10 protein-coding genes are annotated in these 14,049 nt (G+C 65.8%); 7 read left to right on the forward strand and 3 right to left on the reverse strand.

What is annotated here, in order from left to right; genetic code table 11:
• From VFW84_RS13990 to VFW84_RS14005, 4 genes are all read left to right on the forward strand, one after another.
• Positions 1–346: electron transfer flavoprotein subunit beta/FixA family protein (locus tag VFW84_RS13990; RefSeq protein WP_414638999.1), on the forward strand; the 346-nt coding region annotated here is incomplete at its 5' end.
• An 11-nt stretch (positions 347–357) separates the two neighbouring features.
• Positions 358–1,290, forward strand: a complete 933-nt coding sequence (locus VFW84_RS13995) for an electron transfer flavoprotein subunit alpha/FixB family protein (protein WP_329681075.1) — start codon at positions 358–360, stop codon at positions 1,288–1,290.
• Between the two features lie 93 nt (positions 1,291–1,383).
• Positions 1,384–3,189 carry an acyl-CoA dehydrogenase gene (locus VFW84_RS14000; RefSeq protein WP_329681076.1) on the forward strand — a complete coding sequence of 602 codons (1,806 nt, stop codon included), beginning with the start codon at positions 1,384–1,386 and terminating at the stop codon, positions 3,187–3,189.
• 108 nt (positions 3,190–3,297) lie between these two features.
• Positions 3,298–4,254, forward strand: a complete 957-nt coding sequence (locus tag VFW84_RS14005; protein WP_329681077.1) for a nitronate monooxygenase family protein — start codon at positions 3,298–3,300, stop codon at positions 4,252–4,254.
• A 7-nt stretch (positions 4,255–4,261) separates the two neighbouring features.
• Here VFW84_RS14005 and VFW84_RS14010 read toward each other — a convergent pair whose 3' ends face one another.
• The 3 genes from VFW84_RS14010 to VFW84_RS14020 all read right to left on the reverse strand — a co-directional run bounded on the left by VFW84_RS14010 (position 4,262) and on the right by VFW84_RS14020 (position 8,010).
• Positions 4,262–5,806 carry a M28 family peptidase gene (locus VFW84_RS14010; RefSeq protein ID WP_329681078.1) on the reverse strand — a complete coding sequence of 515 codons (1,545 nt, stop codon included), beginning with the start codon at positions 5,804–5,806 and terminating at the stop codon, positions 4,262–4,264.
• Positions 5,807–5,821: 15 nt separating this feature from the next.
• On the reverse strand, positions 5,822–7,186 hold the full coding sequence (locus VFW84_RS14015) for a hypothetical protein (protein ID WP_329681079.1): 1,365 nt from the start codon (positions 7,184–7,186) through the stop codon (positions 5,822–5,824).
• Positions 7,187–7,287: 101 nt separating this feature from the next.
• On the reverse strand, positions 7,288–8,010 hold the full coding sequence (locus VFW84_RS14020) for a response regulator transcription factor (RefSeq protein ID WP_329681080.1): 723 nt from the start codon (positions 8,008–8,010) through the stop codon (positions 7,288–7,290).
• Positions 8,011–8,243: 233 nt separating this feature from the next.
• Between VFW84_RS14020 and VFW84_RS14025 the strand changes: the two genes are divergently transcribed.
• Genes VFW84_RS14025 through VFW84_RS14035 form a run of 3 tightly spaced genes read left to right on the forward strand, consistent with a single transcriptional unit; the run spans position 8,244 to position 13,912 of the window.
• Entirely contained in the window at positions 8,244–9,701 is a 1,458-nt protein-coding gene (locus tag VFW84_RS14025) for an HlyD family efflux transporter periplasmic adaptor subunit (protein WP_329681081.1), read from the forward strand.
• Positions 9,702–9,713: 12 nt separating this feature from the next.
• Positions 9,714–11,885 (forward strand): PqqD family peptide modification chaperone, encoded by a 2,172-nt coding sequence (locus VFW84_RS14030; RefSeq protein ID WP_329681082.1) that lies wholly within the window; start codon positions 9,714–9,716, stop codon positions 11,883–11,885.
• A complete protein-coding gene (locus tag VFW84_RS14035; RefSeq protein WP_329681083.1) occupies positions 11,882–13,912 on the forward strand; it encodes a DEAD/DEAH box helicase in 2,031 nt (676 codons plus the stop codon). Before VFW84_RS14030 ends, VFW84_RS14035 begins: the two co-directional genes overlap by 4 nt.
• The last annotated feature ends 137 nt before the right edge of the window (positions 13,913–14,049 follow it).

Consider the following 14,049-nt stretch of genomic DNA (forward strand, 5'->3'; position numbering starts at 1 on the left):
TGACCTGCCGCAAGGCACGTTCGCGTCCAAGGTGGAAGTGGCCGATGGTTTCGCCATCGTGACCCGCGAAGTTGACGGTGGTCTGGAAACCGTGAAGCTGAAGTTGCCTGCGGTCGTGACGACCGACCTGCGTCTGAACGAGCCGCGCTACGTCACGCTGCCCAACATCATGAAGGCCAAGAAGAAGCCCCTGGACACCGTCAAGCCGGCGGATCTGGGTGTGGACGTGGCCCCCCGCATCAAGACTCTGAGCGTCGCCGAGCCTCCCAAGCGCTCCGCTGGCATCAAGGTGGCCGACGTGGCGACCCTGGTCGACAAGCTCAAGAACGTCGCCAAAGTGATCTGAGGAGATAACCCATGACCGCTCTCGTTATTGCTGATCACGACAACAACAGCATCAAGGCCGCCACCCTGAACGTGGTGACCGCTGCCAAGGCCCTGGGTGGCGACGTGCACGTGCTCGTCGCTGGCTCCAACGCCGGTGCCGCTGCCGCTGCCGCTGCTCAGATCGCTGGTGTTTCCAAGGTCCTGCACGCTGACGGCGCTCAATTCGCCGACAGCCTGGCCGAGAACGTGGCTGCTCAAGTGCTGGCCGTGGCTTCGGGCTACAGCCACCTGCTGTTCCCCGCCACCGCTTCCGGCAAGAACGTGTCGCCCCGCGTGGCCGCCAAGCTGGACGTCGCTCAAGTGTCGGAAATCACCAAGGTGATCTCTGCCGACACCTTCGAGCGTCCCATCTACGCCGGTAACGCCATTGCCACCGTGCAATCGGCTGACTCGGTGAAGGTGCTGACCGTTCGCGGTACCGCTTTCGACGCTGCCGCCACCACCGGTGGCTCCGCCGCTGTCGAGACCGTGGCTGCCGTGGCTGACTCGGGCTCCTCGTCCTTCGTGGGCCGTGAAGTGACCAAGTCGGCTCGTCCTGAACTGACCGCTGCCAAGATCATCGTGTCCGGTGGCCGTGCTCTGGGCTCTGCCGAGAAGTTCAACGAAGTCATGTCGCCCCTGGCCGACAAGCTCAACGCTGGCCTGGGTGCTTCCCGCGCTGCCGTGGACGCTGGCTACGCCCCCAACGACCTGCAGGTCGGTCAGACCGGCAAGATCGTGGCACCTCAGCTGTACATCGCCTGCGGTATCTCCGGCGCCATCCAGCATTTGGCCGGCATGAAGGATTCGAAGGTCATCGTGGCCATCAACAAGGATCCCGAAGCCCCCATCTTCCAGGTGGCCGATTTCGGTCTGGAAGCCGATCTGTTCACGGCTGTGCCGGAACTGGTCAAGGCTCTGTAATACAAGGGCTCATGCCAGACGATACGTCTGCCTGAACACCTGACCGGGGGCGTCTCTTGAGACGCCCCCTTTGTCGTTTATCGGAGAATGAATATGAGCTATCGCGCACCCGTCAAGGATCTGCTTTTCTGTGTGACCGAGCTGGCCGGCCTGGACAAGGTTGCCCAGATTCCCGGGTTCGAGGACGCCGGCGTCGATACCGCTGCTGCCGTGATTGAAGAATGCGGCAAGTTCAACGAGGGTGTGACCGCCCCCCTGAACTGGAGCGGCGATCAGGACCATGGCAGCTGGGACAACGGCGTGGTCAAGACCTCGCCCGGCTTCAAGGAAGCCTACAAGCAACTGGCTGAAGGCGGCTGGCAAGGCCTGCATCAGCCCACCGATTTCGGCGGCCAGGGCCTGCCCAAGACCATCGGTGCGGCCTGCATCGAGATCCTGGTGGGCTCCAACCTGAGCTTCTCGCTGTGCGCCATGCTGACCGGCGGCGCCATCGAGGCCCTGCTGACCGCAGGCAGCGACGAGCTCAAGACCCGCTACATCCCCAAGATGATCACCGGCGAGTGGACCGGCACCATGAACCTGACCGAGCCCCAGGCTGGTTCGGATCTGGCCCTGGTGCGCTCCAAAGCCGTCAAGCAGGACGACGGCACCTACCGCATCAGCGGTCAGAAGATCTTCATCACCTACGGTGAGCACGACATGTCCGAGAACATCGTGCACCTGGTGCTGGCTCGCACGCCTGACGCGCCCGAAGGCGTCAAGGGCATCAGCCTGTTCGTGGTGCCCAAGTTCCTGGTCAATGCCGACGGCTCGCTGGGCAAGCGCAATGACGTCTACTGCGCCTCGATCGAAGAAAAGCTCGGCATCAAGGCATCGCCTACCGCCGTGCTGGTCTACGGTGACAACAAGGGCGACGTGGGCGAGGGTGCCATCGGCTACATCGTCGGTGAAGAAAACCGCGGCCTCGAGTACATGTTCGTGATGATGAATGCGGCCCGCTACGACGTGGGCATGCAGGGCATCGGTCTGTCCGAGCGCGCCTACCAGAAGGCCGTGGCCTACGCCCGTGACCGCGTGCAATCGCGTCCCGTGGACGGCTCGCAGCCCGGCTCGGCCGCCATCATTCATCACCCCGACGTCAAGCGCATGCTCATGACCATGCGCGCCCTGACCGAAGGTGGCCGTGCCATGGCCCTGGTCGGCGCTGCCGCCTACGACTTCGCGCACCACCACCCCGATGCGGCCGTGGCCAAGCAGAACCAGGCCTTCTACGAGTTCCTCGTGCCCCTGATCAAGGGCTACGGCACCGAGAACTCCGTCGAAGTGTCCTCGCTGGGCGTGCAGGTGCACGGTGGCATGGGCTTCATCGAGGAAACCGGTGCTGCGCAGTACTACCGTGACGCCCGCATCCTGCCGATCTACGAAGGCACGACCGCCATCCAGGCCAATGACCTGGTGGGTCGCAAGACCGCCCGTGATGGTGGCGCCACGGCCAAGGCCATCGCCGCCCAGATCGCCGATCTGGAAGGCACGCTGGCGGCCCGCGAAAGCGCGGCCAGCCAGACCATGGCCAAGCGCCTGAAGGCAGCCCGCGAGGCCTTCCTGCAGGTGGTGGACTTCGTGGTCGCCAACGTCAAGAGCAACCCCAATGCCGTGTTCGCCGGCTCGGTGCCTTACCTGTTCCTGACCTCGACCCTGGTGTCGGGCTGGCAGATGGCCCGCGCCCTGATCGTGGCAGAAGACAAGCTCAAGGCTGGCGAGGACGTCGAGTTCATGACCGCCAAGATCGCCACGGCGCGCTTCTTCGGGGATCACATCCTGCCCCGCACGGCCTCGCTGCGCGACACCATCCTGGAGGGTGGCGAGAGCGTGACCGCCATGCCGGTGGATCTGTTCTGATCGCGTCCTGATCGGATGACACCAGGCGTGTCACAATGACCTGACTCATCGGCCGCTTCATGCGGCCGATGGTTTGTGGGCTCCACGTTTCATTGAGGTTCTATCGTCATGCTGCCTGCCGTTCTGAAAAAAGTCTCCTTCCCGGTGATCGCCTCGCCGATGTTCATCGTCAGCACACCCCGGCTGGTCATCGAGCAATGCAAGGCCGGCATCGTGGGCTCCATGCCCGCGCTGAACGCCCGACCCGCCTCGCAGGTCGACGAATGGCTGGCCGAGATCACCGAAACCCTGGCCGCCTGGGATGCTGCGCATCCCGAGCAGCCGTCGGCACCCTTTGCCATCAACCAGATCGTGCACAAGAGCAATGACCGGCTCGATCACGACCTGGAGATGTGCGTCAAGTACAAGGTGCCTGTGATCATCACTTCGCTGGGGGCTCGCACCGACGTCAACGATGCCGTGCACGGCTATGGCGGCGTGGTGCTGCACGATGTCATCAACAACAAGTTCGCCCAGAAGGCGATCGAGAAGGGTGCCGACGGCCTGATTGCCGTGGCGGCCGGTGCGGGCGGACATGCCGGCACCACCAGCCCATTCGCCCTGATCCAGGAAATCCGCGAGTGGTTCGAGGGTCCGGTGGCCCTGTCGGGCGCCATTGCCAATGGCCGCTCCATCCTGGCTGCGCGCGCCATGGGGGCTGACTTTGCCTACATCGGCTCGGCCTTCATTGCCACCGAAGAAGCCCGTGCGGTCGATGCCTACAAGCAGATGATCGTCGACTGCGCCAGCGCCGATGTCATCTACACCAGCAAGTTCACCGGTGTGCACGGCAACTACCTGCGCCCCTCGATCGTGAACGCCGGCATGGATCCCGATGCCCTGGGCAACGGCGATCCCAGCCAGATGAGCTTCGGCAGTGGCGAGAGTGGCGGCAAGGTCTGGAAGGACATCTGGGGCTGTGGTCAGGGCATTGGCGCCATCAAGAAGGTCGTGCCCGTGGCCGAACTGGTGGCCCGCCTGCGCGCCGAGTACGATGAGGCGCGCCGCCAGTTGTGTCAGGGCTGAGTCTGCTTCAGAAATCGGCCTTGTCGGGCAGGCGCTTGAAGTGGCTGCTCGGCAGACGGCTGACTTGGTTGACCACATCGACAAAGGCCTTGGCCACCCTTCCCAGTTCATCCCTGGCGACCTTGTCAGGGGTGTCGATGTCGTCATAGAGGTAGAGCGGGGCGCCCACGAAGGCCATCACCGGCACCCCGACGGTCAGGAAATCGCTGCTGTCGGCCGGGATGCCCGGCTGTCCGTTGACCAGTTCGGTCAATGCGGTGGAGACCGCCACCGAACGCTCCAGCTGGTGATCTTTCATGGCCGACAGGGCAATGTCCTTGAGGCCAGGCACTTCGGTGGAGACCATGAACACGCGTGGCGCCAGCAGGCCGGTGGGGGTGGGGCGGCGGTCCTTGCCTGGCATCCATTCCTGGGCAATGTGCTCCAGGGTGATCACGGCCATGACCTTTTCTCCCAGCGGGTTGTTGGCACGCAGATGGCGCTTGGCAAAGGCCTTGTGCACGGCGTAGTCGGTGAAATGCGTGTCCATGGTGGCGAACATCAGGGTGCGCGGGCGCTCGCTTCGGGGCAGTTGCGAGAAGTAGCGTGCCAGGGCCAGCACGCTGGCCGTGCCCGAGGCGTCTTCGGTGGCTCCGGTGGTCGTTGAGTCGTGGTGGGATTCGATCAGGATGATCTCGTCACTCATGCCCGGCAGGTAGCCCAGCACGGCCCGGCCTTTCTGGGCCGTGAGCTGGCCTTCCAGCGTCAGCGCGCCCTTGAGCTTGTCCTTTCTGAAGGTCGTGGCCTGGATGCGTTCGGCCAGTTGAGCACCCGCCACGGGCGACACCCACAGCCCGGGGATGCGCATGGCCTGGCCCGGATCGTAGGACTTGTAGCCTTCATTGCGGTACTGGTGGCTGTCAAAGTAGTCGCTCAGGATGCCGACAAAGCCTGCCGCCCCTTTGTTCATGGCACGGTAGTAGCTGTCCGGGAAGTTGCCGCCTGCATAGGGGTCCACCAGTGAGTAGTTGCTGTCAAAGGTGCCATCGCTATCTTGCAGCCCCAACAACAGGGGCTTGAACAGCCACAAGGGCCGTTTGCCGAACCGGGCATCGGCCACCACGATCTTGCCCTTCACGTCCCGCAGCCAGAAGTCGCTGGCGCTGCCGCCGCCCACGTAGACCAGATCGCCCTGCAGCCCACCCGTGCCGGTGCTGAAGGTGGTCGGAAGGCCCTGGTGGAAGGTGTGCTGCATCGGTGATGCACCGATGGGGCTGCCATCGACGCGCAGGCCCCAGTTGGACGCGCTCCAGACCTTGGTGTCGGCCTCTTCAAAGGCCACGCGCTCCAGACCCCATTCACGAAAGCGATCGTGCACATACTGCGATGCACCCAGCGAGCCGGGGCTGCCCGAGCTGCGCACGCCGAAGCTGGTGATGTCATTGACCCACTGGAAGATCTGCTCACTGTCCGGTACGGCAGGCGTGGGGCCTGCGGCCTGCCCGCTGAGGCACCAGCTTGCGAGTGCTGACGCCAGCAGGTGGCGGACGAGAAGGAGGGGGTGGTTCATCATGGAGGGCTCCTGGGTTCACAAGCCACGCTGGCGCAGATCGATGGCCAGTTGCTGGAAAAAATCAGCCGATCCGCCCTGATACGGCGGGCCTTCGCGCAGGCCGGGCAGCGGGGCGAACAAGGCATCGTTGCGACCACTGAAGAACATGTGGTGGTAGCCCGAGCCGCCATGCTGGCCGCTCAAGGTACGGATGTGTTCGGAGGCCATGCCCAGGCGCTGAAAGCGCTGCCGATCCACGCTCACGAAGCCGTCGTTCATGCCGGCGGTGAGGGTGATGGCCCAGTACACCTCGGGGAACTCCAGACCATCGCTCCATTGCCGCAGGCCGGCGGCATAGGAGAAGTAGCGCACCCCGGTGGATGCGGCTTCCAGGCGCGGGGGCACGACCTCTTCCCAGTGGCGCTCCGTCTTGCCGATGAACTGACGCAGGCTGGTCCACATGGGGCCCAGCACACCCAGGCGCTGCGTCAGGTCTGGTCGCATGTAGGCCGTGGTGATGTCGGTCACCGAGCGCAGATACCAGCGGTAGCGCTGATCCACCGTGCCGATGGCGCATTCGTCGCTGCCACGGCAGCCCTCGATGAGCGCTCGCGGGCCATCGGGGTCGCCGCTGCGCTTCCACAGACCGGCATCCACATCGGTGTCGTTCCAGTCGCCATAGGCCTTGGCCTGGTCGCTCCAGCGGCCCAGGGTGCTGAGGTAGATGGCATCGAGCTGCAGGGAGGCGGCCTCGGCACCGCCATCTTCTCCGGACAGGCTGACCACGGCGGCGACCCGGGACGACATGCGCGGCCCCTGCGGATCGGCATCGTCCACGGGCAGCACGGCGCTCATGTAGCGTGCGTCCTGCACCCCCTGCGACAGCCCGATCAGGATCACTCTGGACGCACCGGTCTCGCGCAGGGCTTGCAGCACAGTGCCCCTCAGAGAGCGTGCCCGCACGGCGTTGGTGGCATAGGGTGGTTTGTCGGCGATGTAGACCCGGTTGCCACAGGTCTGGCTGAGTCGGTCGACGATGGGCCGACTGAAGTATCGGTAGTGCCCCCTCAGCTGCCGTGTCAGCCCGGGGTCGGCCACGTTGCGATCGCGGGGTGGCAGGTCGGCCTCGTCATCGGGCACCTGCCACAGCTTGCACCACCTGGAGCCGTCCGGGTGGGTGGCCTTGTCGGCGCAATAGCGCTCAAAGTCCTCGAACTGCTCGCAGGGTGTGCCCTTGGCAGATACAGGGGTCTTGCAGATGCGCTGCATGCTCCAGTTGTGCGAGAGCACCACCGGGTATTGAAGCTGGCAGCGGGTGTCAAGCGCCTGGGCCAATGGGCTGATGATCAGGCCGGACAGGCCGGTGATCAGCAGGCGGCGCCAGGGTGGGGTTTGTTTCATGGGGTCTCCTGACAGGGGTGCATGGGTGCACCGCTGGCTGGAGACTACGCCGCGAGTGCAGCATGCGCGTCATCCATGTGGATGACGCGTTAACCCGGGTGTCAGCGCCTGACGGCCTGCCAGGCCGAGAAGCCATCCGGGGCGCTGGTGCCCTGGATCTGCAGCATCTGGCTCACGGCGATCACGGCCTGCGTGCGCGAGCTGACGTTCAGTGCACGCAGCACGGCCGCCACGTGGTCCTTGACGGTTTCGACCGACAGGCCCAGTTCTCGGGCGATCAGCTTGTTGGGTTGCCCCTTGAGCAGCAGGGCCAGCACATCGGTCTGGCGCGGGGTCAGGCCCAGTTGCGACAGCGAGGGGGTGGTCTGGAAGCCCGCGCTGGCGGCTTCGTGCTGTACGGGCTGCGATGCCGCGCTGCCGATCACGTCGCTGCCCATGCTCATGGGGGGCACATAGACCCCGCCGGAGATGACCTGCTGCAGGGCATCGACCAGGGTTTCGTTGCTGGCGCGTTTGGGCACGAAGCCCATGGCGCCCATGTCGATGGAGCGGATGACGTCGCTGGTGCGGTCCGAGGCGGAAATCACCACCACGGGCAGGGCGGGGTAGGTGGATCGGAACTCTGCCAGCAGATCGAAACCGTCGGCGTCTCCCAGATGCAGGTCCAGCAGCACCAGATCGACCGTCGAGTCGGCTTGCAGGAACTCGCGGGCGGCCCGGCCGCTGGAGGCCGAGGCCACTTCCACGTGGTCACCCAGACCCTGGATCACCGATTGCAGTGCCGCCAGGATCAGGGGGTGGTCGTCGATCAGCAAAACCTTCATCTCAACTCCTTGACTGTGATGTCTTTATGGGGTGTTTTCCGTGCTTATTGCGCAATTCAACATCATGTGCAACGCGGATGATAGGGGCACTCCCGTTAGAAACCGGGGCCGGTGACGCCTATTGCAGACGCGGACGACTGATTCCAGATCAAACCATGCACACTTTGAGCCCTCGCAGCACCCCTCAGGAGCCTGTTTCCGGCGGTGCAGCTCATGGCGCTGACCCTCCGGTGATGGCAGGACTCGCCCCGCACAGTGCGGGCGCCCAGGGGCTGCCGACAGAGTCTTCGCTGGCCTTGCTGGGCTGTCTTCAGACCTCACTGGCCGCGCAGGATTGGCGCCGCAGCGGGGCCGAGGTGGTCTCCGAGATCAGCCAGCGCCTGCATTGTCTGCGCGTCTCCCTGGGCTGGGTCAGTGCCGGCCAGTTGCGCATCGTGGCCCTGTCCGATGGCGTGGTGCTGGAAGAGGGCGCTGCCATTCCCGAACTCAACCAGGCCATGCTGGAGGCCGTGCACCAGCATGCCACCCTGTTCTGGCCCCAGCCCAGCAAGAGCGCGTCGCGCATCACGCTGGCGCATCAGATGCTGTTCAAGGCCCAGGGCCTGGCCGGGGTGATGAGCGTGCCGCTGGCGCACCAGGGCCAGGTCATTGGTGTGCTCACCTGCGAGCGATCCGTGCCGTCCGACACCCTGAGGCCCAGCGCGCAGCAGGAACTGATCCGTGGCGCCTTTGAACCCCACGAGGTGCAGTGGCTGGAAGTGGTGGCCGAGGGCCTGGCACCGCTGCTGAGGTTGCAATACCAGTTGAGTCGCCCGGTCAGCGAGCGCATCCGTGACGATGTGGCCTTGTTCAAGCACCGCCTGCGCGACCCCTCCGAGCGTCGTCTGCGCTGGATGATGGTGGCCCTGGCGCTGACCCTGGCCTACGGGCTGCTGTGGCCCATGCCCAACCGCGTCAATGCGTCCGCCCGCCTGGAAGGGGCGGTTCAGCGGGTGCTCAGCGCCTCGCAGGATGGCTTCCTGCGCGAGGTGCATGTGCGCCCTGGCGATGTCGTCAAGCAAGGCCAGTTGCTGGCCGAGTTGTCCGACGATGAATTGCAGTCTGCCAAGCGCGCGCGACTGGCCGAGGTGGCACAGCAGGAGAACACGTTCGCCGAGGCCTTTGCCCGGGGTGACCGGGGACAGGCCGCCATGGCGCAGTCCAAGGTGGCCGAGGCCAAGGCCCAACTGGCCCTGGTCGAGCAGCAACTGGCGCGTGTGCGCGTGACGGCGCCATTTGACGGCGTGGTCATCGCCGGTGATCTGCATCAGCAACTGGGGGCACCGCTCAAGCGGGGCGATCCGCTGTTGACGCTGGCTCCGGGGCTGGACTGGCGCGTGGTGCTGGAAGTGGACGAGTCGGATGTCCCCGAGCTTCAGCGTGGCCAGGCGGCCAGCCTGCGCCTGGCGGCCATGCCGGGTCAGCCCATCGCCCTGGTGATCGATCGCATCACGCCGGTGGCACGCAGCACCGCAGACGGGGTGCGCTACGAGGTGGAGGCGAGGCCCACGGGGGTCGGGGCGGGTCTGGCCGGTCTGCGACCCGGGCTGGAGGGCATTGCCAAGATCGATCTGCCCGAGCGGCCCGTGCTCTGGCGCTGGTCGGTCAAGGCGTGGCAATGGCTGCGCATGATGGTGTGGACCTGGCTCTGAGCGGCATCGAGCATGCAAGACACCCTGATGTCCCCCTACTGGTTCCGCATCTCGGGGCTGCATCCCCGCCTGCGACCTCACGTGTCGGTGCGCATGCAGACCACGCGCGGGCAAGCCTGGTATGTGCTCTACAACCAGGCGACGGGGCGCCACCACCGGGTGAACGCACAGGCCTACGAGCTGGTGGGCCGCATGGATGGTCGTCACAGTGTGGACGAGGTCTGGCAGGTCCTGCTGGACCAACTGGGGGATGACGCCCCATCCCAGCATGACGTGATCCGCATCCTCGGCCAGATGACCGATGCGGGCCTGATTCAGGCCGAAGTGACGCCTGACGTCCGCCAGTTGGTCAAGACGGAAGAGGTGCGCAACCGCCAGGAGCGTCGCGCGCGTCTGAACCCGCTGGCCTTTCGTTTGGGTCTGTTCAATCCGTCCCTGATCCTGGAATACCTCTCGGGCTTTGGCCGCATGCTCTGGGCCCCCTGGGTGCAGTGGCCCTGGCTGCTGCTGGTGCTGTTTGCCGCCTGGGCCGTCATGCTGGACCTGCGGGAAGTGATGAGCTATGGCCGTGAGTTCTTCCTGACGCCAGGCTATCTGGCCGCCGCCTGGGTCACCTACCCGATCATGAAAGCCTTGCACGAGCTGGGCCATGCCTTGGCGCTGCGCCGGTACGGTTGCGAGGTGCCTGAGGTCGGCATCAACTTTTTCATGTTCGTGCCCATGCCCTATGTGGACGCCAGCGCGTCCAACCGCCTGGTCAACCGCTGGCAACGCGCGCACATCAGTGCCGCCGGCATCTGGGTCGAGCTGGGCCTGGCGGCGCTGGCCACCCTGGTGTGGCTGAACGTCGAGGACGGCCTGGTGCGCCAGGGGGCCTTTGTGGTCATGAGCCTGGGTGGGCTGTCATCCCTGCTGTTCAATGGCAACCCCCTCATGAAGCTCGACGGCTACTACGTGCTGTGCGACGTCCTGGACCTGCCCAATCTGGCCGGGCGCAGCGGCCGCCTGTTCGGGCAGGGGGCTCGCAACCTGCTGTCCAGGGTGCTGCGTGTCGACACCGGGCCGGACGATACCGGCATCTTGACGGCGGCCGATGCCCTGGAACGCTGGGCCTTGCGGCTGTATTCACCCGCCTCTTGGCTCTACCGCCTGGGCGTCGCGGTTCTGATCGTGAGCTGGGGCGCACAGAAGGCGGCGCTGCTCGGGCTGTTGGTCGCGGCCTGGTCAGGCTGGTCGCTGGTCATTCAGCCCTTGCTGGCCTGGGTCCGCTCGCTCGATGCGGTGCCGGGCTTGTCCCAGATGCGTGGCCGTGTCGGTCTGATGGTCACGGTGATGGTTCTGGCGCTGACCCTGGCGGTGGCCTGGGTGCCGGTGCCCCACACGATGGTGATCGAAGGTGTGGTCTGGTTGCCCGATGACGCTCAGGTGCGCGCCTCGACCGATGGCGAAGTCGAAACCGTCTGGGTGCGCAGCCAGCAGCATGTGATCGCCGGTGAGGCCCTGATCACCCTCAAGGCGCCCGTGATGGAGACCGATCGCCAGGTCCTGAGGGCGCAGATCGAGCGGGCCGAATCGGAGTACAACGCCTCGTTCGGCAAGGATCCGCTCAAGATGAAGAATGCGCAGGAAGACCTGGCGCGCGACCGTGCCGCCCTGCGTCAACTGGACAAGGATCTGGCGGGCCACATCCTGCGTGCGGGGGTGTCCGGGCAGTTCGTGCTGCCGCGCGAGCAGGATCTGGAGGCCCACCAGGTCACCCGAGGGCAGGTGCTGGCCTATGTCCTGGGGGCGCAGCCCACGGTCGTGCGGGCCCTGGTGCCGCAGCGAGACATCGACGATGTCCGCCATCGCCTGAAATCCATCACCGTGATGCTCGACGAGAAGCCCGGCCGATCGCTCAAGGCCTCCTGGCTGCGGGAGGTGCCTGCGGCGGCGGACCGCCTGCCCCTGCCTGCCATGGCCGATCGGATGGGAGGGCGTGTTCCCACCGACCCGGCCGACAAGGACGAGCTGCGTCCCACCGAGCCCACCTTTGTCATCGACGTGGTGCTGGACGACACCCTGCCGCGTGCGGGGGGGCTGGCCCGTGTCCGACTGGACCTGGCGCCCCAGAGCCTGTGGATGACGCTGACACAGCGTGCGCGTCAGCTCTTGCTCAAGCATTTCTCTGACGTCAAGGCATGAGCACAGCATCCATGGCCCAGGAGCCGACACCCTCCGCCACCACGTGGTCACAGCACGTCTCGCCAGGCAAGCGTCTGCCCATGCCCGGGCCGGTGTACGGCCCCTACCCATTGCGTGATGCCCCGGAATTCGCCTCCAGCAGCCTGGTGGCCTGGGCGGCGGCTTGGTTGCGCAGCCCCCCTCCGCCAGGCCGGGCTGCGGCCGATCGGCTGGTGAAGCTGGTGCGTGAGCACAGCCCCCGGTGGGCCCGCCTGACAGAAGCCCAGTTCGACGCCGAGTTGTCCGCGCTCAAGGCCCGGCTGGCCGTGCAGGGCTTTGATCTGACCCTGACAGCCCAGGCCATTGCCGCCGTGGCCAGCGTGGTCCAGCGACAGCTGGGGTGGCAGTTGCATGATGTGCAGCTCAAGGCAGCCTGGTGGATGCTGGGCGGGCGGCTGATCGAGATGGCCACGGGCGAGGGCAAGACCATCACCGTGGTGCTGGCCGCGGCCACGGCGGCACTGGCCGGTATCCCCGTGCACGTCATGACCGCCAATGACTACCTGGCCCGGCGCGACGCCCAGCAATGGCTGTCGCTGTACGCGGCCCTGGGCCTGCGGGTGGCCTGGGTGGTGTCGGCCGATGAGCCTGCCGACCGCCGGCGTGCTTATCAGCACGACATCGTCTACGCCACCGCCAAGGAATTCGCCTTTGATCACCTGCGCGACCGGGTCGCACGCGCACAGGGGCGCGAAGCCGATCAGGTGCTGCGTGGCCTGTGCATGGCCATCATCGATGAAGCGGACAGCATCCTCATTGACGAGGCCTGCACCCCGCTGGTGCTGTCCCAGGCCGTGGACAGTGCCGACGCCGAGCAGCGTCACCGCCTGGCGATCTATCTGGCGCGCAAGCTCAAGTCCGGGCGTGATTTTCTGTATGAACCGGACCGACCACTGCGCCTGCGCCACGAGGGTGCCCAGCGCCTGGCCCAGGCGGCCGCCGCCTTGCCTGGCCCCTGGCGGCTCAAGCGCTTCCGCGAAGAGCAGGTGGGTCTGGCCCTCACGGCGCTGTGGGCCCTCAAGCGTGATGTCCACTACCTCGTCCGCGACGAGGAGGTCCACATCATCGATGGCACCACGGGCCGCCTGGCCATTGGGCGAGCCTGGTCCCGGGGCTTGCATCAGATGGTCTGCATCAAGGAGCAGGTTCGCCTGTCACCCGAAACGCAGACCTTGCTGCAGACCACCTACCAGGAGTTCTTCCCCCGCTACCATCGAATCTGCGGCCTCAGTGGCACGCTGTGGGAGGAGCGCCGCGAGTTCCTGGCCATCTACGGCGTGCCCGTGGTCAAGGTGCCTCTGCGCGTCCCGGGCCAGCGGCTGGACCAGGGGCTGCTGCTCTTGGACGATGACACTGCCAAATGGCAGGCCGTGGTCCGCCATGCGCGGCAGGCCGCCTCGCAAGGCCGGGCTGTGCTGGTGGGGGTGGACAGCGTCTCGGACTCGGAAAAGCTGTCGGCCTTGCTGACGGCCCAGGCCGTGCCGCATCGGGTGCTCAATGCAAGCCATGACGGCCACGCTGGTGAAGAGGAGCGCAGCGTCATCGATGCGGCCGGCCTGCCCGGTGCCATCACCGTGGCCACCCACATGGCGGGTCGCGGCACCGACATCCAGCCCCATGCGGACGTGCTGGCACGTGGCGGGCTGCATGTGATCAACACCCATCTGAATGCCTCTGCGCGCATCGACCGTCAGCTCTACGGGCGGGCAGGGCGTCAGGGGCAGCCGGGCAGCCACCTGTGGGTGCTCAGTTGGGAAGACGAGACCCTGACCCCGCTCACCCGGCATACCGCACTGACGGCGCTGGTCAAGGCCGCCTGCCCGCCCCAGGGGAGGGAGCGGCCCGTGCCCCGCACCGTGCGCTGGGTGGTGGGGGTTCTGCAGTTCTGGGCGGGGCGCCAGACGGCACGACAACGCTGGGCTTTGCTGCAGATGCAGCAGGCCATGCGACGGCAGACCGCCTGGGCCGGGCGGGACGACTGGGTGTGAAACCCGTGGTTTTTCAGACGATGAATGTCATCAAATGGTCATCATCATGGTGACCAGGCCTCAAGTCCTTTCGGGCTGTGCCGATAAGAACCTGAGAAGAACCAACGACAAGCGCGCTCGTGTGCTGGTCGTGACAG

Source organism: Aquabacterium sp. (assembly GCF_036279655.1).
Classification (GTDB): Bacteria; Pseudomonadota; Gammaproteobacteria; order Burkholderiales; family Burkholderiaceae_C; genus Aquabacterium.

What these genes read in the sequence shown, in the direction of transcription:
- VFW84_RS13995 (WP_329681075.1), top strand. Translation starts at nt 358, where the DNA reads ATGACCGCTCTCGTTATTGCTGATCACGACAACAACAGCATCAAGGCC.
- VFW84_RS14000 (WP_329681076.1), top strand. Translation starts at nt 1,384, where the DNA reads ATGAGCTATCGCGCACCCGTCAAGGATCTGCTTTTCTGTGTGACCGAG.
- VFW84_RS14005 (WP_329681077.1), top strand. Translation starts at nt 3,298, where the DNA reads ATGCTGCCTGCCGTTCTGAAAAAAGTCTCCTTCCCGGTGATCGCCTCG.
- VFW84_RS14010 (WP_329681078.1), bottom strand. Translation starts at nt 5,806, where the DNA reads ATGATGAACCACCCCCTCCTTCTCGTCCGCCACCTGCTGGCGTCAGCA.
- VFW84_RS14015 (WP_329681079.1), bottom strand. Translation starts at nt 7,186, where the DNA reads ATGAAACAAACCCCACCCTGGCGCCGCCTGCTGATCACCGGCCTGTCC.
- VFW84_RS14020 (WP_329681080.1), bottom strand. Translation starts at nt 8,010, where the DNA reads ATGAAGGTTTTGCTGATCGACGACCACCCCCTGATCCTGGCGGCACTG.
- VFW84_RS14025 (WP_329681081.1), top strand. Translation starts at nt 8,244, where the DNA reads ATGGCAGGACTCGCCCCGCACAGTGCGGGCGCCCAGGGGCTGCCGACA.
- VFW84_RS14030 (WP_329681082.1), top strand. Translation starts at nt 9,714, where the DNA reads ATGCAAGACACCCTGATGTCCCCCTACTGGTTCCGCATCTCGGGGCTG.
- VFW84_RS14035 (WP_329681083.1), top strand. Translation starts at nt 11,882, where the DNA reads ATGAGCACAGCATCCATGGCCCAGGAGCCGACACCCTCCGCCACCACG.